The organism is Henriciella mobilis, from assembly GCF_003576285.1.
Classification (GTDB): domain Bacteria; phylum Pseudomonadota; class Alphaproteobacteria; order Caulobacterales; family Hyphomonadaceae; genus Henriciella; species Henriciella mobilis.
Genome location: NZ_QWFX01000012.1, coordinates 33,795 through 53,392, shown reverse-complemented (window position 1 = coordinate 53,392; position 19,598 = coordinate 33,795). Strand labels below are relative to the sequence as shown.

The window sequence follows — 19,598 nt, the reverse complement described above, 5'->3', positions numbered from 1 at the left end:
AGGACAGCGAAGCATGCACGCCCGCAGTGCCGGTGCGCCTTGAATACAATCTTCTCAGTATCGCCCGTGAGGACCTGCCCTTCGCCGACGAGGCTGCCGAAACCGTGTCGGCTTGCCTTAGCGAGAGCATCCGGCGTTGCGCGAGCCGTGGCGGCAACCCCGAGAAGCACCCCGAAGTGCGCTTCTTCAGGCGCGCAGCCGAAACGCTGTCTGCTGACGTAATTCAGGTACTGGAGATTGCAGACTTCAACACGACGGGACTCACCGGCCCGTTTGACGATCCCGGTTCTGTGTTCAATTCTCTGGTCAAGGCTGACGGCGACAACAATAAGCAGAACGCCGACTCCGGCGGGTCGTTCGGTATTGGCAAGAATGCCGCTTTCGCAGTGTCAGATCTTCAGACCGTTCTCTATTCGACCCTTACTGAACATGAAGGCGTGAGCGCCTTTGCGTGCCAGGCCAGGTTTCAGCTCATTTCTCACGAACGGGACGGGAAGCCTTTTTCCGCAGAAGGATACTGGGGCGAAGCGAACTTCTACGCGATTACAGAACCGGGCGGATTACCGGACTGGCTGGTGAGATCTGATCGCGGAACGTCGATTTTTGCTGTGGGTTTCAGACAGGATGAGCAGTGGGCCGGACGAATGGCCCTCTCCATAATCACCAACTTTCTCCGTGCCATCATGGATGGCCAGATGGAATTCAGCATCGACAGCGGACGGTACAGGATCAACCGGGGTACTCTGGCCGGCTATCTCAAAGACAGTGAGCTTGAGAAGATTGCGGAGGAAACCGGACAACGCAACGCTCTGCACCGGACCCGTGATATCTATTCGTGTTTCACTTCCGGCGTGAGCGAAACGCTCACGCTTCCGACCGGAAAGACACGAGGTGCGCAGCTGCGCATTCTGGTGGCCGACGACCTTGAACAGCCGCGTTCTGTCCTGATCGTTCGCAACGGCATGTATATAACGGACAATCTGAGGGACTTCGGGGACGCGTTCAGAACGTTCTCCGGCACCCGGCCGTTTGTTGCTGTTCTGGAACCCGGGCCCGACGAGGATGGCAGGGCGTTCAGTGAGTTCCTGAAACGGATGGAGAATCCCGAGCATGATAATTTCTCGGCTGAAAGGCTTGATGACAGCAGAGAGATCAGAGAGGCCCGCGCTCAGGTCCGGAAGCTCGCCAAAACTGTACGTGAGGCCATCCGTTCCGCTGCAGGAGTGAGGGAATCCGAATCGACCAGCCTTGATGAACTCGCTCGATACTTTCAGGGCGATCCGCAGCAGGCGGAAAACGCGAAAGCGAACGAGCGGGATCCCGAGCGTTTCCGCACCGGGCGGGCTAGACGGACCAAAGCCAGGAGACCAGAACCTGAAAGCACAAAGGGTGACACCGGCGGTTCGGGGACGTCCGGGGGGCAGTCAGGCGGAACGGGTGGCGGGACCGGACAAGGCACCGGCTCAGGAACGGGTGGTGCAGGAACGCGTGGCCAGGCGAAAGAGATTGCAATTTCAGGTAAGCGTTGCCGACGGCAAGCGCCTGACGCGGCATTCACGCACCGGATATTCTTTACCCCAAGAGCTTCGGTAACTGCCGCCATCCGGATTGATGCGTCGGGTCTGACCCGTCCGACCCGCCTCACTCTGGCGAATGCCGACAAGGGTCGTATTGCCAGAGGACTGCTGGTCCTCGACCTTGTCGAAGGGGAAAGACAGTCCGTATCGCTGTCATTCGCTGAGCCCTATGACGGGCCGGTCGAGTTCTCGTCATTCTCTCTTGAGGAGGGAAATGCGGCATGAGACTGACCAATGAGATGACGTTCCCGCATCCGGTTCTTGCTTCGTGGCGCGACGACTTTCGCAGCGGCCGGTTCGAGGTTGAGATCGGTTTTGAAGAAGACGTTCAGGACGGCGGCGTTGAGCTGAGGTTTGAAGGCGTACTGACATCCACGGCAATCGGGGATCTCATCTCTGCGGGACGCGCGATGCTTGGCTGTTTCGTAATCTGTGAGGCGACCGGTCTGAGACGCCTTATCGAACTGGGGACCCTTCCGGCTTCATACACGTTTGCGTCCGGCGAGCTGCTCGATACGGTCCTGCTCCGGCCGATTGTCTGGATGCTCAGCGAGCTCGCAGGCTGGCAGCCGGGTGATGTTCACCCCGAATTCGCCGGCGCGCAGGACCTCAGCGCCGGGGACATCGTCGCCATGGCAGACGAATTCGCCATCACTGTCGCGCAGGCAGACCTGCCCGCCCTTGAGACGATTTTCGACCTCAAAGTCGCAGAGGACCAGCCTGAGGGCGAATTTGAAATCGATCTCAGACGAGACCGGATCACAATCCTTGCAGGACCGCAGACGAAGCACCTTGTTGATACGCTGAGGGAGATGAAGGGGCCGGCTTCCGCAGCGGTCATGAACGGCCTGTACATTCCGACGATTATGACCGTCCTGACCGCTATCGAAGCGCATGGCGAAGACGACTTCGCCGGCTTTCGCTGGCTGGAACCTTTCAGGCGCAGGTGCGGCCGCCTCGAAATTGAGCCCGCAGCAGCGACGGCGTTCGGCGACGCGCAACGACTGCTCGAAAGGCCCTTTCTTGACCTCACGAAGCTGACGGAGACTTACAATGGCTGAAGGACCCGTCAGATTCGTTTCTGCAGATGTAGCCGCAAGACTGTTTGACAGTGTTGAGGAGAATCTCGACCGCTACCTGACCGCAGGCTTCGCCGACGAGGCCAGAGAGCTTGGCTGGGCGCTGGAAACCAGAACGGCATCTGTTGATCCGGATTTCGCGAAAGCACTGCTCGCTTCGCGGGATCCCGAAGCAGAGGTCGCAAATTCGCTTCACGTCTTCCGTTCGATCAGAGGTATGACTCCGGCACTCGCTCGCGACGAAAGAGTCTGGGTGAGGCTCTGCCACATCGAGGCGCTCGCATACGCCCACGAACGATGGATCGGAGAGACCAGTCCTGTGAGGGATATCGAACTTCACTTCTTCGCTTCTGGTCTGGCGCAATGCCGGGACGATAACGCTCTTGGCCGGCTCTGGTGGAACGGCTACCTCGCGTCGCTGATCGATCCTACGAATCCCGAAGGGGTGCTCCGGCAAATGCTGAAGCGCGCGAACATCCGACTGCAATTCGTCGACCGTGCCAACACATCGTTTCGCCTGCCTCTTGCGCGCGGTCTGATCCGGCTTCTGCGGGACGAACCCTGGCTCAACAGCCATGACCGCGCCTTCGAGGACTTCATCAGGGTGCTCGACCGGAATGGCGGCGGCAGGGTGTTTGAGGCATCAACTGACACCGAAATTGATGCTTTCCTCAAAAAAAACCTGCCCGCCGCTCAGGCAGCACACGCGAGGCGGCATCTCAGCTGAACCGGTTCCAGCCACTCCAGCCTCCCTCCGCCTCAATATCTGTTCCCATCAGTCAGGTGGGCGGACGGTGCGTCTGCCAGAGCGCGGTCGCCGCGCAAGGGGGCGGGTCTTTGTCAGCTCTGATCGTCTTTAGGCGTCATACCTACAGCTTCCCCTTGCGCGCCGCCCTGGTGCGCTCCGGCTGAGCACCTCCTCGCCGCCCACCCGACTGTCGGGAAAAGAACGCGGGCGGGGAAGGAGACTGACATGACTGACCAACTCGCAACTGCTGCACCTCTTGCAGCCACCGCCGCACCCGCGCAGCCCGACAGGCCGCGCATCTACGTGGCCTGCCTTGCAGCCTACAATTCCGGCTGCCTGCATGGACGATGGATCGATGCGACCACCCCTGAAGAGATTTGGGAACAGGTCCGCGCCATGCTTACGGATTCGCCGGAGCCCGACGCCGAGGAATGGGCGATCCATGATTATGAAGGCTTCGAGGGCGCGAACCTGTCCGAATACGCCTCATTCGAAACCGTTTGCGAGCTTGCCGATTTCATCGAGGAGCATGGCGAGCTTGGCGCGAAACTCATGAGCCATTTCGGCGACGACCTCGCCGAGGCGCGCGCCGCCTTCGAGGACTATGCGGGCGAATATCGCAGCGCCGCAGACTTCGCCGAGCAGCTGCACGAGGACACCGGCACCGAGATTCCCGACTCCCTTCGCTACTATATCGACTGGCAGGCGCTGGCCCGCGACATGGCGCTGAATGGCGAGATCATGGTGTTCCAGACGGGCTTCGACGAAGTCCATGTGTTCTGGAGCCGCTGACATGAGCTTCACACAGCGCTTCCAGCCCTTCGTTTGCGAGGGCGACAGCATCTCTTGCGAGGTCCAAGGCTTCGAGATCACGGCGCGGATTGTGCGGGACGATTGTCCCGATGCGCCGGATGAGCGCCAGGATGGTTTCTGGCCTTCGCTCTACAAGGATGTGCCGGGATTCATCGGCCCCGGACCGAACCACCGGCAACGCTTTGCCGAGGCGCTGGCCAAGGCCGAAGCCGTCATGGCGGCATGGCGCAAGGACGAATGGTGCTATTGCGGGATCGTTCTTTCCGTGGCGCTGGAGGGCGTCACGCTGGACGCCCATGCCGCCAGCCTTTGGGGCGTCGAGGCCAACTATCCCGATAGTGACAACGCCTATCTGACCGAGGTCGCGCAGGAGCTTTTACCCGAGGCGCTGGACGCAGGACGCAACGCCGCCCGTCGCCTATGCGCGGCGCTGGAAACCAGCGGGGCGCGCGCCTGACGGCGCGCCCCCAATCCACAAACCCCTCAACAAGCAAGGAGCCAGATCATGGCCCAGCCCATTCTCAAAACCATCCCCCTGTCCGAGCTTCGGATTTCAAAACTCAATATGCGCCACAGCCGCAAGAAGCCGGACGTGTCCGACATATTGCCATCCATCCGCGAGAGCGGAATCCGTCAGACTTTGCTGGTCCGCAAGGAAGGCGATCACTATGGCGTCGTCGCCGGACGGCGGCGCTATTTTGCTCTGAAAGAGATCGAGAAGGAGACCGGCGAGACCCCGTTTGTGCCTTGCGCGATCATGACCGAGGACGACGCCGCGAGCGCCATCGCAGCCTCCGTCATCGAGAATGTCGGACGTCTGCCAGCCTCTGAAATGGAGCAGTACACCGCCTTCAAACGCCTGCATGATGAGGGGCGCAGCGTGGACGAGATCGCTGGCTTCTTTGGCGTCACAGAGCTTCTGGTGCGCCGCGTTCTGGCGCTCGCGTCGCTCGCAGAACCGATCCGCAAGCTCTATGCCGAGGAGGAGATCGACCGCGAGACGATCCGCGCCCTGACGCTCGCCACAGAAGACCAGCAGGCCGAATGGCTGCGGCTTTACGAGAGCGAGGATGAGCGCGCACCACGGGGCCGGAACTGCAAGGCTTGGCTCACCGGCGGGGCGATCATCACGACCGACAAGGCGCTGTTCGACATCGCCGACTATGAAGGCCAGATCACCGCCGACCTGTTCGGCGAGCATGGCGTCTTCGCCGATCCGGACGCCTTCTGGAAGGCGCAGTCAGCAGCCGTGGCGCAGAGCATTGATGCTCACATTGCAGACGGCTGGAAGGACGTTGTCTGCCTTGAGCGCGGGGCCTTCTTCCATCGCTGGGATCACCAGACGCGCACGAAGAAACAAGGCGGCAAGGTGTTCGTCGAGCTACGCCATGACGGCACCGTGACCTTCCATGAGGGGTTTATCTCACAGGCCGAGGCGCGGCGGATGGAGACGGCGAAGTCCGGCGATGGCGATGCGCAAGCCGCACCGGTCAAACCGGAAATGTCAGGCCCGATGGCGGAATACATCCTGTTGCATCGCCATGGCGCAGCTGCGGCCAGCCTTGCTGCGGAGCCTTCTATCGCGCTGCGCCTGATGGTCGCCCATGCGATGACCGGCAGCGCACTCTGGAATGTCCGCACCCATGAGTGCGCCAGCCGCAAAGAGGACACATGCGCCAGCCTTGAAGGCTCGCAAGCCACCGCAGAGATGGAAGGAAAGCGCGCCCGCATCGCGGCCCTGTTCGAGGCGCTTGGTGTGCGTGGAGACGCCCGCCGCAACGCCGACGCCTACCGGCTTTGCGAAATCTTCGCCGCCTTGCTCGCCATGTCGGACGCGGAAGTCATGGAGGTTCTGGCCTTCACGATGGCGCAGACACTCGAAGCAGGCGGGCCGGTCGTCGAGGCCGTACTGCATGTCTGCGAGACGGACTTATCCGAACATTGGAAGCCGGACCCAGCCTTCTTCGACCTTCTGCGCGACAAGCGCGCGATCAATGCCATGGTTGCTGACATCGGATCGAAGGCGCTGGCGGAATCCTGCGCCAGCGACACCGCCAAGGTCCAGAAAGCAATCATCGGCAACCGGATCACCGGCAACGGATGCGAACCCAATCCCCACTGGCGGCCCGCATGGATGCAGGTGCCGCCCGCCCGCCTTATCGAGGGTGCAGGCTCACCGCCCGCAGATTCATGGGCACGGATTGCGGGCCTGTTCGAGCGCGGCGAAGACATTGTCCGGGCCACGACGCAAGCCTTCGATCGGCCACACGCCGCCTGAGTTTTCAGTCTCCTCGTCAGGCGGATGACGGAGCCGCCCGGTGACAGTCGCCGGGCGGTTTTCCGCGCACTGATTGATGCAACCTGGGCGCAGGCAGAGGGTTCATTGATTGAATTGCGCCGCAAAAAAATCGCCCCGTCTTTGGGTCTCGCCTGGCTTTCCGAAATGTCGGCCAGCGTTGGTTCATCCGTTTCCAACTGATGCGCTCCGAACCCCTCGTTCCCGTCTCATGCCGTGTGACCTGGACGACGCCTGTCGGGCCTTGAAACCGGCCCTTTCGAAGAATTTTCCCCGCCGCTTTTCACCCCATGGCGCGAGCGCCATGGGGACCCCGAATGCGCGGCTCCTCGCGGATCAAAATTCTTCTCCGGGCCGGTGCTCTGCTGCGCTGCGCCCGTGCCGGTTCAGGCCCGCCCTGCGCCGTCCTTTCGGTCCGGCGTCGACGGGGACAAGGGGTCCCCGGGACGACATGGAAACGAAAGGAACCACACCATGGCCAACGCACTCGGATATGTCTCTGAGACCAAGACCGGCTTCGAAGGCGCTCTTGCAATGATGAACCTCTCGGCTGCCATCCGCATCGAGAAGAATGCGGAGAAAGCCGCCGACGGACAGCCCGACTACCGCATCTTCGCCGGCGAAACCTCGACCGAAATCGGCGGCGGGTGGCTTCGCAAAGCCAAGGCTTCAGGCCGCGAATATGTCTCGATCACGCTCGCAGACCCGCAGATCGGCCCGCGCAAGATCTACGCAAACCTCGCCCCCGTGAAAGGCAAGAAAGGCCGCCACGTGATCCTCTGGAACCCGCGGGACTAGGGGTCCGATCCATCGCCAATGAGCCGCTCCGGAGATCAGCTCCGGGGCGGTTTTTGCGTGCTCAGGAAGGGGGGAGAAAATGCGCGGGCGCGATTTTCTCCGTCCAAATCGGCGCAGTTCGCGGCAAGTCTTTGCCAAGCCTGCAGGAAGAAAAGGAGCGGCTGCAATGACACGAAACAGACGGAATGACGATGACTGGCCGGAGCTTCTCACCGTGACAGAGGCGGCAGAATTCCTGCGCCTGACACGCTCGACACTCGATCATTATCGCTGCGAGGGACGCGGTCCCATCTACCGCAAACATGGCGCACGGGTCTTCTATCCGAAGCCCGATCTCATCGCCTGGTCAGAGCGCAACGCCTGTGCCTCCACATCTGAGAAGATCAGGAACACCAAATGAAACGCCGCGCACTTCTGATGACGGGCGCGGGCATCGGCCTTGCTCTGTTCGGCCTCATCTTCTCCCCCATGGACAGGCTGATCTGGAACCGGACCGGCAGCGCGCCGCAAGGGCTTTACTGGCTGAGCGACGAGCCATTCACCCCTGGCCGATGGGTCGTCGTCTCAGCCAGGAGCGCTGAAGCGCAGTGGGCTGAGGAGCACGGATTTGTCGGGCGGGATTGGCCTTTATTGAAGCAGGTAGGCGGCCTTCCCGGCGATGAAATCTGCCGCTCTGGCGTGGACGTTTCGATCAATGGAAGGCCCGTCGCGAGGGCCCGGGAACGCGATTCCATGGGCCGCGCCCTGCCGGTCTGGCAGGGCTGCGTGCTCCTTGATGAGGAGCAGGTCTTCCTTCTTGCGCCGCATCCGGACTCTCTCGACGGGCGCTATTTCGGGGCCATGCAGCGCTCCGATCTCGTCGGCGTGGCACGCCCGCTCATGACTTCGGATGAGTGACGGGACTGCAAGCGCATGCAAAGCGATGCAAGGCGGTGCAGCGAATGGACAAGCGAACCCGGTAGGGCGAGATTGAAGCAGTGGCACCACATGCCACCTAACGCCTTGTCTGCACATCTCATTTTTGGAACCCTTTGCACAGCATTGCGGTGCACGGGTTTCCGGCAAGTCTCAGATTTATCGAGGGTTTTTCTGGTGCACGGGCCGGAGGCCGCGCCATGAGCGAGGAGACGCCCTTCACGCCGCGCCTCGGGCGGATCGGCGATCAGGGGAAAGGCTCAGGACGGCCGGCTGCGCGCAAGCTGCGCCGGGCGATCGCAAAGCTGCCCAGGGCGACGAGGGCAAGCTTCACAGGGGCGCGTTCTGGCGCCGGGCGCGCCGCCGGCACGCGCGGGCTCCAGACCGGGCGTCTTTCACGTCTGCATATGCGCCGCGTCGTGGTGAAGGTTCATATCGCACGCGGCGGACGCTCCGGGCCGGGTCTTTACCGTGCCCATCTTGGCTATCTGCAGCGCGACGGTGTGGACAGGGACGGCGAAGGCGGCGTGCTCTATGACCGGGAGAGCGACAGTGTCGATGCGCGGGGAATTCTGGAGCGCAGCGAGCAGGACCGTCACCAGTTCCGCATCATCGTCTCACCCGAAGACGGCGCGCGCCTTGGCGATCTGAAAAGCGCCACCCGAGAACTCATGGCGCAGATGGAGCGTGACCTCGGCAGGCGTCTCGACTGGGTCGCCGTCGATCATCACAATACAGGGCATCCGCACACTCATATCGTCATTCGCGGACGCGATGCGCGCATGCGCGATGTGGTGATCGCCCGCGACTATTTGATGAACGGCCTTCGCGAAACCGCCGAGGACCTCGTCACGCAGCGGCTCGGTCCGCGGCGGGCGCTGGAGATTGCGCAGGCGCGTGAGAGCGAAGTGAGCCAGGATCGCTGGACCGGGATCGACCGCGAGATCGATGCGGCTCTTTCGGGCGGGCGTATCGAGCTTGATGACGCGAGCGGCAGCGGGGCACGGTTCGACCGCGCGGTGAAACTCCAGCGGCTTCGGCATCTGGAATCCCTCGGCCTCGCAACGCGGCTCGATGAGCGGGCCTTCGAGATGAAAACCGGCTGGCAGGACAGACTGAAACGCGAGGCCCGGCGGGGCGACATCATCCGCACGCTGGCGGCGGAATACACGCGACAGGGACGGGCCGTGTCCTTCATCGAGGAGCTGAAGCCGGAGGCCGGACCGGTGCAGGGACTTGTGAAGGCCTATGGCCCTGAGGATGAGCTGCGCGACACGCGCTTTCTGCTGGTCGAGGATTTTGGTGGCCGGGTCTGGCATGTCCCGGCAGGCGCAGTCGATATGGCGGCGCCGCCTGTTGAAGGCGCAATGGTGGAGCTGAGGCGGGCGAGCACCGTGGCCCGCGCCTCCGACCGGGCCATCGCGGCCGTAGCGGAGGCTGCGGGCGGCATCTGGTCGGAGGCGCTGCATGCGCGCCACGATCCGGGCTCGAAACCGGATTACCGGCTCTCCCTGAAACGCAGGCTCGAAGCCCTGCGCCGGGCCGGGATCGGCGCGCGGCTTGCCAGCGGCGAATGGCAAGTGGGTGAGGATTTTCTGGAGCGGGCGGCGAGCCATGAGGCGCAGCGCGCAGGCGGGGTCCGCCTGGCGGTCCTGTCCTGGGTGCCCGCCGAAGAGCAGGTTCACTTTCGAGGTGAGACCTGGCTCGATCGGTCGACAGATGCGGAAGCGCCAGCCGAAACGCAGATCGGCAGGCTCCGGGCACAGCGACAGGCATGGCTCCGTGAGCAAGGCTACCTTGGCGAGGGGCAGGACCGCCTGTCAGACGATCAGCGTGCACGTCTTCGGGTCATGGAGCTGACACGCGCCAGCGCCGCGATTGCGGCGCGTTCGAACCGTGAGGCGTTGACACTTCAGCCGGGCGACGGGTTCGAGGGCAAGCTCGAAGGCCATGTCGATCTCGGGGCCGGACGCATGGCGATTGTCGGCAATGCCAGGGAGTTCACCCTCGTGCCCTGGCGCGAGGCGCTCGGTCGACAGATCGGCCGCGAGCTGAGCATCCAGCGCACCGCGCGGGGCCTCTCCTGGAGCCTCGGCATGGAGCGGACGCGGGGCTTGTCGCGCTGACTCCATGCAAGTCTTTGCAGGAGATTGCACGCTTTGGCGCGCTTTGCGGCTGGGCGCACCTGCCCGCGCGCGACCATTCTGGGAGCCTACAAAACCTGCTCCCGGAAGGACCCGCCATGACCGGCACGAAAATCCTCATCGGCCAGATCGCGGTGGTGTTTGCGCTCATCATCGGTGCAGTCTGGCTCGCCACGCAAGTGACGGCGGAGGCGCTGGGCTTCCAGCCTGCGCTCGGCGCGCCCTGGTTCTTCGTCGGCGACGCGCCGGTCTACAAGCCCTGGCGGCTCTTCCAGTGGTGGTATGCCTATGAGGCTTATGCGCCGGAGGTCTTCGCGCGGGGTGGCCTGATTGCAGTTTCCGGTTCGGCGCTCGGATTTCTTGCGGCGATCGCCGGTTCGGTCCTGCGCAGCCGCCATGAGCGCAACGTCACCACTTATGGATCGGCGCGCTGGGCCAATGGTGCAGACCTCAAACGCGCAGGGCTCCTGGGAGAGGACGGCGTCTTCCTCGGGCGCTGGCGCGGGCGGTATCTGCGTCATGCCGGACCCGAGCATGTGATGGCCTTTGCGCCCACGCGATCCGGCAAGGGCGTGGGGCTCGTTGTGCCGACGCTCCTCTCCTGGACCGGCAGCGCGGTCATTCACGACATCAAGGGCGAGAACTGGGACCTGACTTCGGGGTGGCGCGCGGGCTTTTCGCGCTGCGTACGGTTCGATCCGACTGACCGGCGCAGCCCCCGCTACAATCCGCTGATGGCGGTCAGGCGGGGCGAGCACGAGGTGCGCGACGTCCAGAACATCGCTGACATTCTCGTCGATCCTGAAGGCTCGCTGGAGCGGCACAATCATTGGGAAAAGACCGGGCACGCTTTGCTCGTCGGCGTTATCCTGCATGTGCTCTATGCCGAAACCGACAAGACCTTGTCGGGGTGCGCGCGGTTCCTGTCCGATCCGAAGCGCTCTTTCGCCGTCACGCTGCGCGCCATGATGACGACACCGCACCTGGGGACGCGCGGCGTGCATCCCATCGTGGCGCAGGCGGCGCGGGAGCTTCTGAACAAGTCAGAGAATGAACGCTCCGGTGTTCTTTCCACCGCGATGAGCTTCCTGTCGCTTTATCGCGATCCGGTCATCGCCGAAGTGACGGGCCATTCAGACTGGCGCATCGAGGATCTGGTCGGGGCAGGTGAACCCCTGTCGCTCTATCTCGTTGTTCCGCCTTCGGACCTGTCGCGCACCAAGCCGCTGATCCGGCTCTTCCTCAATCAGATCGGACGCAGGCTGACCGAACAGCTTCCGGACAAGGGACAGAGGCAGCTTCTCTTCATGTTGGACGAGTTTCCGGCGCTCGGGCGGCTCGACTTCTTCGAGAGCGCGCTCGCCTTCATGGCGGGCTACGGCATCCGCGCCTATCTCATTGCCCAGTCTTTGAACCAGATCGAGAAGGCCTACGGGCCCAACAATTCGATCCTCGACAATTGTCATGTGCGGATCGCCTTCGCGACCAATGATGAGCGCACCGCAAAGCGGATATCCGACGCGCTCGGCACGACGACGGAACTCCGGTCCCAGAAGAACTATACCGGCCACCGGCTCGCGCCCTGGCTGTCACACATGATGGTCTCGCGCCAGGAAACCCAGCGCGCGCTGGTCACGCCCGGCGAGGTCATGCAGCTCGCAGCGACCGACGAGATCGTGATGGCGTCGGGCGCGCCGCCGGTTCTGGCCAAGAAGCTGCGCTATTTCGAGGACGGGAATTTCACGCGGCGGGTTTTGCCGCCTGCGTCTGTCGAATGGACCGGCGATGCCTCCGCCGCCGCCTGGACGACATGGGTTGCCCCGCCGGTTGCTGCCGAGGCAGCAGAACCGCGTCCCGGCGAGACGGACGGCCTTGCGCTGAAACGCACCCGCGAGCCGGAACATGAGATCACGGCTGAGGCTCATCGTGCAGAACCTGAACCCGAATTGTCACCGGATCCGCAGGACGGCGCCGATCCGTCCGATGACCGCAACCTCGAAACCGTCCGACGCGCTGTCGCCGCCGATCGCGGTGATCCTGATTTCCTGCCGGAGTTCTGATCCCATGGGAAAGCCACGTGTGAACATTCGAATTTCAACAAAACTTTACGCCCAGCTCTGCGAGGCGGCCGACAGACCCGGCGCGACCAAGACCGCCATCGTTGAGGACGCGCTCAGGGCCTGGTTCGATCCAGAGGCGCGCTCGGTCCTCGAAGAGCGGCTGCTGGCGCGGGTGGATGCCTTCGACCGACGACAAGCCGAGATCGAGCGCGATGTCGCCTACACCTACGAGACGCTCGCCCACTACATCTACTATTGGCTGACCCGCACCGAACCGATCCCGGAGGGCGATCGCGATATCGCCCACGCCCTCGGCCAGAAGCGGTTCGATCATTTCATCGGTCAGGTCGCGCGGAAGATTGGAGGTCGCGATACACGGAATATCGATAGGTAGGCCAGGTTGCCTTCACACCGCCCATGAAAAGTCGAGTCGCCGCCGCGGCGGTAAGGGGGGGAGCAATTGGAAACGAGGGATCGGCATCTGCAGATCCGAAAGCGGTCGACGTCGTGATGAGCGACAACCGAGATGGCCGACGTATTGCCGCATCCAAGAATGTTCCCGAAGGATCATGTCGCTGCCTCAACCAATTGTTCCTGAGAATGTCCGCCCTTGTGGGTCTCAGTTCGGTTGTGCCTCAGTTTGAAATCGAGGAGCCTTCCACCCTTGGGCGTAACGGCGCTTGTTGAGCGAACCAGCCGGTCGTAATGTTCTGGCCATCAGAGCTGGATTGGCCCAAAAGCGACATTGAACCAGCAATTGCTTGGAGTTTGGCGCCGAAAAACGCCATTCCCTTTCGGACAGAAACTCAGTGGCACGTCAGGTGCCGCGATGTTTCGTTTGTGTGCCGATCCGCGACTTTCGCGGGAGTTCCTCATTTCAGTCCGGCCAAAGACGAGTCAGGACTTCAGATTGTCGCTAATTGTCAAAAGCAATGCCGTTGCTTTGGTCAGATCATTGCGCGCGACCGAGTCGAAGGCTTGCGATGCAACACGCTCGGCCGCTCGCTCAAACTCTTCTGCGCGCTGGATCGCCAAACGGGTCGGAATAATCCGCCAGACACGTCGGTCGCCAGCATCGCGCACACGTGAGACGTAACCTGTGTTTTCGAGATGATCGATCAGCGTGCCGACAGATGGACGCGCAATATCGAGTGTTTCCGCAAGTTGCGTCTGGGTCGGGCTCTGCAGCCTGATCACGTAAACAAGCAGGTGCCACTGTGATCGCGTCAGGCCAATCGCTGCCATTTCCTGATCGTATGCCCGGCGCACTAGGCGGGTGACGTCACCAAGAAGGAAGCTGAAATCTATTCTGGGATCTCCTTGAAGGACGGCAGCGGGCGACCGAGTGGGCGACGTCATACGTTTCTCCATTGACGATATTTGTAAGGTAACTTAATAAGAGTATCCTTACAAGTAGCCAAAGCGGATGGGTATTTTGAGCAGTCGTGACGGGTATCTTCATGCGCAAGGGTTGAAACTGGCGCTCAGTTCTTTTGGCGATCCAGCTGCCCCGCCGGTGATCTTTGCCCATGGCGGAGGGCAAACCCGCCACGCCTGGAGCGGCGCCGCAAAGACGGTGGCATTTGAAGGCTATCGCTCTATTGCCTTGGATCTTCGCGGACACGGTGAAAGTGATTGGGCTGCAGATGGTGACTACTCTCTGGAAGCTATCGCGCGGGACCTTATTGAGGTTGGTGAACACGTGGCGCGTGGTGGTACGCGACCGCATGTGGTCGGCGCTTCGCTTGGCGGACTAGCAGCCATAGTTGCCGCAGGCATGTTGTCACGCGATGCGTTTGAATCGGTTACGCTGGTCGACATTACGCCGAACATGGACGCCGCGGGTGTCACCAAGGTTGTCGGGTTCATGGGCGCGCATGTTCACGAAGGCTTTGACTCACTGGAACAGGCCGCTGATGTGATTGCCACCTACCTACCACACCGTCCCAGACCGAAAGACCTTGAAGGGCTGCGCAAGAACCTTCGGCAGGGCGAAGATGGGCGTTGGCGATGGCACTGGGACCCTGCATTTATCACCGGCGTCATGCGCCGCTCCGGAGTTGCTCACACCGGTGATCTGGAGCAAGCGGTTCGGGACATCCGTGTGCCGCTTCATCTGATCCGTGGGCGTATGAGCGAGCTGGTTTCAGAAGACTCCGTCGCGGCGTTTAGATCCCTCGCGCCCCAGGCACATTACACTGACGTTGCAGGCGCAAGACATATGGTCGCCGGCGATCGCAACGATGTGTTCATCGAAGCGGTTGTGTCCTTTCTTCGAACGATACGAGAGCAGACCCCTGTATGAGTGATTCCATGCTCAGTCTGGAACAGGTGCAGGCTGCACTCGAAGCGGCACCCTTCCATCGTTGGTTAGGGTTGAAGGCGATCAGTACGGACCCGGAAAAGCTGGTGCTGGAAATGCCATGGAGAGAGGAAGTGGTTTCCAACCCGCGGATACAATCCGCCCATGGCGGTGTCATCGCTGCGCTGATTGATCTTACCGGATTTTATGCCCTGCTCGCCTCGGGTAACATGCCTGCCGCGACGGCGGACTTGCGGGTCGATTATCACAAACCGGCCACGCCAGGAACGCTGAGTGTAACGGGAAGAATTGTCCGTCTGGGGGCAACTCTCTCTGTCGCCGAAGCAACTGTAATGAACGCCGACGGAGCCCTGCTTTCGAGCGGGCGCGGCGCCTACCTGATGCAGGGGCGTTCGTGAGGATTTGTGCGACACTTTCACTTTGTGCGATTTTCGTTCTGGTCTCTGGATGCCGGGACGCAGAGCCTGAAGGGCAAGCCGCCCCTGCGGCGGCCGGCGTTACCGCTGAAGTCGAGACCCGGGTTGTCCAGGTTGAAACGGTTTCCGCAGAAACGGTCATGCGGGACGACTATTTGATTGCATCCGGGACCATTGCCGCCAAGCAAACCAGCAATATCGGCGCGTTGGCTGAGGGGGTCGTTGAACAGATTTTCGTCCGGGTGGGTGACAGGGTTCGTAAGGGCGATCCGCTCTTTAGAACCCGGCAGGTCGATTATCAGCGCAGCCTCGTCGAAGCCGAAGCAATGCGGGACGTTGCCCTGGCCGAAGTTACAAGCGCACAGACACTCGTGGACCGCTACACGCCACTCGAAACCAAAGGCTTCGTCTCAGGTGTGGTCTTTGACAATGCCAAAACCGCCCTGGAGGTTGCCGGCGCCAACCTTCGACTCAGGGAGACAAAAGTGGAAACCGCCAAGCAGGCGCTCCGGGATACAACCGTCCGCGCGCCATTCGATGGCGCCATCACAGCTCGCTATATCGATGAGGGCGTGTTCATGGCCAACCGCTTCTCCGGAATGGGCAACTCCGCCGTTGTTCAGGTTCAGGAGTGCGGGATTGCGGCAGCGATCTTGTTTGCGCCTGAGTCCGAGCTCGCGCGTTTGCGGCTCGACTTGAAAGGTCATCTCTACGTGGATGGCCGCAGTGATCCGATAGAATCACAGATCCTCATCTTGAACGACCGAGTTGACCCGACTTCGCGGATGGTAGAATTCCGCATGGCATTTGCGAACCCCGATTGCGCAGTCAAAGCCGGTCAGTCGGTCCGCGCCGAGGTGAAAGTTGATCCCCGGTCAGCCACCGTCCTGCCGCGCAGAGCAATCCAAGGTGCGGGCGAAGATCGATACGTCTACCTTGTCACAAACGCGCAAGCTAAGCGACGTCCCGTAAAAATCACAGACATCGATGCTGATCGTGTAGAGATTCTTGACGGGTTGACGAGCGGAGAAACAGTCGTGCTGACAGCCTCGGAGCCGCTGTATGACGGCGCCAGGATTGAGCTCACACCCTCATGATGTGGCTCGTCGATATTTCGATCCGCCGCGCCGTATTTGCCGTGATGCTCATCGCATCCTTGGTCGGCCTCGGCGTTATGTCGATGGGACGATTGGGCGTCGACTTGTTTCCCGATGTTGAATTTCCGTATGTCAACGTGACAGCGACGCTGGACGGGGCCTCTGCGGAAACCATGGAGTCGGAAGTCACCGACATCCTGGAAGAGTACATCAACACGATCGACGGAATTGAAACGCTGCAATCCTTTTCCAGTGAAGGGCGCGCGCAAATTCTGATCGAGTTCAATCTGAGTTCCAATGCCCGCGAGAAGGTCCAGGATGTTCGGGACAAGGTGCAGGTCGCCCTGGCAGAATTGCCTCCGGATATGGATCCACCCATCGTGGACAAGGTCGATCCGGACGCGGCGCCGATCATCTCCGTCATGATCGCCGGCGATCTGCCAATCGCCGAGTTGACTGCGTTCGCCGACGATGTGGCAAAGGAACGTCTTCAACGCCTCGACGGTGTGGGCGCCGTGAAATTGGTCGGGGGTCGTGAGCGCGCGGTGCGCATCTGGCTCGACAATGAGCGACTGAGGGCGTTTGGCGTCACGGCGGATGATGTAAGGCGTGCGATCCAGAGTGAGCATGCAAAGCTTCCCGGCGGGCGGATGGAAACTGCTGCCCGCACGCGGGAGTTTGGTGTCAAAACTGTCGCTGAAGTTACCCGTGCGAATGGCTTTGCAGACTTGCCAGTCGCCTATAGGGAAAATGGCGTCACAATCCGAATTTCTGATGTCGCCCGCGTGGAGGATGGCCTGGAGGATGAGCGCTCAGCGGCATTCTTGAATGGCAGACGAGGTATCTCGCTCGATATCAGGAAACAATCAGGTCAGAATACTGTCGAGGTCGCGCACAAGGTCAAGGCCGCCGCAGAAGACTTGCGCGCGCTTGCGCCCGCCGGAGTAACGATTGTCGCGACAAGAGATGTGTCGAAATTTATCGAGAGCTCAATCGAGGACGTCACTCATGACGTCGTGATTGCCATCGGGCTTGTCGTTGCAGTGACCTTTGTTTTCCTCCTGAATTTCAGAGCGACGATAATCGTAGCCCTGGCGATCCCGACATCCCTTGTGGCCACTTTTTTTGGCTTTTATCTTCTGGGGTTTTCGATCAACGTCCTGACGCTGCTTGCACTCACCGTTGCCATTGGGCTGCTCGTTGACGACGCCATCGTCGTGATCGAAGCGATCATGAAAGAGCTGGAGGAAGGCAAGTCGCCGCCTGAGGCCGCGCTGGACGGTACGCGCAAAGTAGGACTTGCCGTGGTTGCAGGCACAGCGGCCACGCTTGCCGTTTTTGTTCCGATTGCCTTCATGGATGGCATCGTAGGACGCTTCTTTTTCCAGTACGGTCTGACGATCGTGTTTTCGGTGTCGGTCTCTTTGCTCGTTGCTTTGACACTCACGCCAATGCTTGCATCGCGCATCCTCACATCCAGTGGCGTTTCACCCGTCTTTCGGCCGCTCGAAGCCTTCTGGGACTCAACTGACCGGGCCTATGCAGGTCTCGTAAAGCTGGCCGTTCGATTTCGCATAGTTGTGATTCTTATTGCGTGTGCCTCGGTTTTTGCCGGTGCGTGGTATGCAGCTCGCGTTCCTTCCGGTTTTACCTCGCGCGCCGACAGGAGCGAGTTTCAGGGTTCGATCGAGCTGCCGCTGGGCACTGGCGTTGTTTCTGCGCTCGACGCCGCGCAAAAGATTGATGCTGAACTCCGCAAGATCGAGCACGTTGAAGAAGTGTTCGTCTCGATCGGGGCAGGCGCGCAAGCCGAGGCCCGTGTCATAGATCTATACGCTTCCTTGACACCGAAACAGGAGCGCCAAACGGGTCAGTTTGAAATCATGGACCAAGCGCGGAAAGCCATCCGCATTGCATCCCCTGAGGCGGTTAAGATATCCGTGCTTGAAGTTCCGTGGGTCAGCGGGACGACCTCCGGTAGCTCGGACATCGACTTGTTGTTAAAGGGATCTGACCTCAACTCCCTTGCGCAATATGGCGATCATCTCGTGCGTGAGATGCGTGCCCGACCTGATTTTGCTGATGTCAGAACCAGCTTCGAGAGCGGTCGACCGGAAGCACAGATTCTGTTTGACCGAACGCGGGCCGGGGACCAGGGCGTTTCCGCTCGTGCCTTGGCGGATACAGCCCGGATTGCCCTGGGCGGACTCGATGCAGGAACCTTTGAAGAGGGCGGAAAGCGATATGATGTGCGCCTGCGTCTGGAGGAAGACCAGAGGGAAAGCGTGCGGGATTTTGATCGCATTCAAGTGCGCGGTGCAGACGGGCGACTGGTAGATATTGGAGCGGTTTCACGTGTTGAGTTCGCTTCCGGCCCGTCGCAAATTGATCGATCAGACCGCGCCCGGAAGATCTCGGTGCTTGCCAGTTCTGCAACCGGTGTTTCCCTGGGTGAGGCGACAACCACATTGATCGAGGTGCTTGAAGTCAACCCACCGCCGGCTGGCATCACTTACTCGGTCGGCGGCATGTCGGAACGCATGCAGGAGACCGCCGGCGCGATCGGCTTCGCGTTACTGCTCGCCTTGCTGGCGCTCTACATGGTGCTTGCGAGCCAATTTAATTCCTTCGTACAGCCGCTTCTGATCATGGTAACGGCGCCGCTCAGCTTCTCTGGAGCATTCGCCGGGCTATATTACTTTGGACTAGAATCCTCCCTGTTCGCACAGATTGGCCTGATCGGACTGATGGGGATCGTGATGAAGAATGGCATCTTGCTCGTCGACCGCGCAAACCAGTTGATCGCGGAAGGAATGACAGAAAGAAACGCGATCCTTCAAGCTTGTCCCGAACGACTTCGCCCCGTTCTCATGACTGCCTTTTCCGCAATCTTTGGCATGGTGCCAGTCGCATTGGCGACCTCGGATGGAGCTGAGTGGCGCAACGCGCTCGGCGCGCTTCTCATTGGAGGGTTGACCTCTTCAACGATCCTGACGCTTGTCGTCATTCCAGCGGTCTTCATGATCCCTAGTGATGTTGCCAACGTCGTCAGAAAGCTAACGCGGCTGTTCCTATGGCCGCTCACGCGGTTAAGACGCGGCGAGGATGCTGCACGATCGGCCGCCCTTACCGGCGGGGCAACAGAAGACGTCATTTGATGGCGAATTATTGGTGCCGGTCACTGTGGGTGGGATTTTATTTGGTCAATCTTGGCGGATTGCGCTGAACAAATCAAAGTTCGCAATTTCAGTGAGAAGGCCGAATAGCAAACGGTGAGATACCAATGCTGCGTTGCGTCTGCATTCGGACGGCTTAGGCGATGTTTTGCGGTT

The 19,598-nt window shown here is 61.0% G+C and carries 18 protein-coding genes; 17 read left to right on the top strand and 1 reads right to left on the bottom strand.

Annotated features, from left to right (window positions below):
* Nucleotides 1-32: 32 nt before the first annotated feature.
* From D1223_RS10120 to D1223_RS10065, 13 genes are all read left to right on the top strand, one after another.
* Complete coding sequence (locus tag D1223_RS10120) at nt 33-1,802, top strand: hypothetical protein (protein WP_147372779.1); 1,770 nt, start codon at nt 33-35, stop codon at nt 1,800-1,802.
* Nucleotides 1,799-2,638, top strand: coding sequence for a hypothetical protein (locus D1223_RS10115; RefSeq protein WP_119376318.1), 840 nt, complete (start codon nt 1,799-1,801; stop codon nt 2,636-2,638). Before D1223_RS10120 ends, D1223_RS10115 begins: the two co-directional genes overlap by 4 nt.
* Entirely contained in the window at nt 2,631-3,383 is a 753-nt protein-coding gene (locus tag D1223_RS10110) for a DUF6339 family protein (protein WP_119376317.1), read from the top strand. Before D1223_RS10115 ends, D1223_RS10110 begins: the two co-directional genes overlap by 8 nt.
* Before the next feature lie 246 nt (nt 3,384-3,629).
* Entirely contained in the window at nt 3,630-4,196 is a 567-nt protein-coding gene (locus D1223_RS10105; protein ID WP_158588452.1) for an antirestriction protein ArdA, read from the top strand.
* Between the two features lies 1 nt (nt 4,197).
* Nucleotides 4,198-4,674 (top strand): hypothetical protein, encoded by a 477-nt coding sequence (locus D1223_RS10100; protein ID WP_119376316.1) that lies wholly within the window; start codon nt 4,198-4,200, stop codon nt 4,672-4,674.
* Between the two features lie 48 nt (nt 4,675-4,722).
* Entirely contained in the window at nt 4,723-6,495 is a 1,773-nt protein-coding gene (locus D1223_RS10095; RefSeq protein ID WP_119376315.1) for a ParB/RepB/Spo0J family partition protein, read from the top strand.
* Between the two features lie 24 nt (nt 6,496-6,519).
* On the top strand, nt 6,520-6,696 hold the full coding sequence (locus D1223_RS18835) for a hypothetical protein (protein ID WP_158586588.1): 177 nt from the start codon (nt 6,520-6,522) through the stop codon (nt 6,694-6,696).
* A 291-nt stretch (nt 6,697-6,987) separates the two neighbouring features.
* Nucleotides 6,988-7,311, top strand: coding sequence for a DUF736 domain-containing protein (locus D1223_RS10090; RefSeq protein WP_045694945.1), 324 nt, complete (start codon nt 6,988-6,990; stop codon nt 7,309-7,311).
* 166 nt (nt 7,312-7,477) lie between these two features.
* A complete protein-coding gene (locus D1223_RS10085; RefSeq protein WP_119376314.1) occupies nt 7,478-7,711 on the top strand; it encodes a helix-turn-helix transcriptional regulator in 234 nt (77 codons plus the stop codon).
* Complete coding sequence (locus D1223_RS10080) at nt 7,708-8,208, top strand: S26 family signal peptidase (protein WP_119376313.1); 501 nt, start codon at nt 7,708-7,710, stop codon at nt 8,206-8,208. The genes D1223_RS10085 and D1223_RS10080 overlap by 4 nt, the downstream gene beginning before the upstream one ends.
* Nucleotides 8,209-8,426: 218 nt before the next feature.
* Entirely contained in the window at nt 8,427-10,352 is a 1,926-nt protein-coding gene (locus D1223_RS10075; protein WP_119376312.1) for a DUF3363 domain-containing protein, read from the top strand.
* 116 nt (nt 10,353-10,468) lie between these two features.
* Entirely contained in the window at nt 10,469-12,430 is a 1,962-nt protein-coding gene (locus D1223_RS10070; RefSeq protein ID WP_119376311.1) for a conjugal transfer protein TraG, read from the top strand.
* Between the two features lie 4 nt (nt 12,431-12,434).
* A complete protein-coding gene (locus D1223_RS10065; RefSeq protein ID WP_119376310.1) occupies nt 12,435-12,824 on the top strand; it encodes a hypothetical protein in 390 nt (129 codons plus the stop codon).
* A 503-nt stretch (nt 12,825-13,327) separates the two neighbouring features.
* On the opposite strand, the gene D1223_RS10060 is transcribed toward D1223_RS10065, so the two are convergent.
* Nucleotides 13,328-13,789, bottom strand: coding sequence for a MarR family winged helix-turn-helix transcriptional regulator (locus D1223_RS10060; RefSeq protein WP_158588451.1), 462 nt, complete (start codon nt 13,787-13,789; stop codon nt 13,328-13,330).
* A gap of 76 nt (nt 13,790-13,865) precedes the next feature.
* Between D1223_RS10060 and D1223_RS10055 the strand changes: the two genes are divergently transcribed.
* Genes D1223_RS10055 through D1223_RS10040 form a run of 4 tightly spaced genes read left to right on the top strand, consistent with a single transcriptional unit; the run spans nt 13,866 to nt 19,424 of the window.
* The gene (locus D1223_RS10055; RefSeq protein ID WP_233349663.1) at nt 13,866-14,735 is read left to right on the top strand and encodes an alpha/beta fold hydrolase; all 870 of its coding nucleotides are present in this window, start codon (nt 13,866-13,868) and stop codon (nt 14,733-14,735) included.
* A complete protein-coding gene (locus tag D1223_RS10050) occupies nt 14,732-15,151 on the top strand; it encodes a PaaI family thioesterase (protein WP_034827893.1) in 420 nt (139 codons plus the stop codon). Before D1223_RS10055 ends, D1223_RS10050 begins: the two co-directional genes overlap by 4 nt.
* Nucleotides 15,148-16,266, top strand: coding sequence for an efflux RND transporter periplasmic adaptor subunit (locus D1223_RS10045; RefSeq protein WP_267896309.1), 1,119 nt, complete (start codon nt 15,148-15,150; stop codon nt 16,264-16,266). The genes D1223_RS10050 and D1223_RS10045 overlap by 4 nt, the downstream gene beginning before the upstream one ends.
* Nucleotides 16,263-19,424 carry an efflux RND transporter permease subunit gene (locus tag D1223_RS10040; protein ID WP_119376306.1) on the top strand — a complete coding sequence of 1,054 codons (3,162 nt, stop codon included), beginning with the start codon at nt 16,263-16,265 and terminating at the stop codon, nt 19,422-19,424. Before D1223_RS10045 ends, D1223_RS10040 begins: the two co-directional genes overlap by 4 nt.
* The last annotated feature ends 174 nt before the right edge of the window (nt 19,425-19,598 follow it).

Coding starts and splice junctions, on each gene's coding strand:
- D1223_RS10060 (WP_158588451.1), bottom strand. CDS start 13,789: ATGACGTCGCCCACTCGGTCGCCCGCTGCCGTCCTTCAAGGAGATCCC.
- D1223_RS10085 (WP_119376314.1), top strand. CDS start 7,478: ATGACACGAAACAGACGGAATGACGATGACTGGCCGGAGCTTCTCACC.
- D1223_RS10100 (WP_119376316.1), top strand. CDS start 4,198: ATGAGCTTCACACAGCGCTTCCAGCCCTTCGTTTGCGAGGGCGACAGC.
- D1223_RS10095 (WP_119376315.1), top strand. CDS start 4,723: ATGGCCCAGCCCATTCTCAAAACCATCCCCCTGTCCGAGCTTCGGATT.
- D1223_RS10075 (WP_119376312.1), top strand. CDS start 8,427: ATGAGCGAGGAGACGCCCTTCACGCCGCGCCTCGGGCGGATCGGCGAT.
- D1223_RS10115 (WP_119376318.1), top strand. CDS start 1,799: ATGAGACTGACCAATGAGATGACGTTCCCGCATCCGGTTCTTGCTTCG.
- D1223_RS10050 (WP_034827893.1), top strand. CDS start 14,732: ATGAGTGATTCCATGCTCAGTCTGGAACAGGTGCAGGCTGCACTCGAA.
- D1223_RS10040 (WP_119376306.1), top strand. CDS start 16,263: ATGATGTGGCTCGTCGATATTTCGATCCGCCGCGCCGTATTTGCCGTG.
- D1223_RS10080 (WP_119376313.1), top strand. CDS start 7,708: ATGAAACGCCGCGCACTTCTGATGACGGGCGCGGGCATCGGCCTTGCT.
- D1223_RS10110 (WP_119376317.1), top strand. CDS start 2,631: ATGGCTGAAGGACCCGTCAGATTCGTTTCTGCAGATGTAGCCGCAAGA.
- D1223_RS10065 (WP_119376310.1), top strand. CDS start 12,435: ATGGGAAAGCCACGTGTGAACATTCGAATTTCAACAAAACTTTACGCC.
- D1223_RS10070 (WP_119376311.1), top strand. CDS start 10,469: ATGACCGGCACGAAAATCCTCATCGGCCAGATCGCGGTGGTGTTTGCG.
- D1223_RS10105 (WP_158588452.1), top strand. CDS start 3,630: ATGACTGACCAACTCGCAACTGCTGCACCTCTTGCAGCCACCGCCGCA.
- D1223_RS10090 (WP_045694945.1), top strand. CDS start 6,988: ATGGCCAACGCACTCGGATATGTCTCTGAGACCAAGACCGGCTTCGAA.
- D1223_RS18835 (WP_158586588.1), top strand. CDS start 6,520: ATGACGGAGCCGCCCGGTGACAGTCGCCGGGCGGTTTTCCGCGCACTG.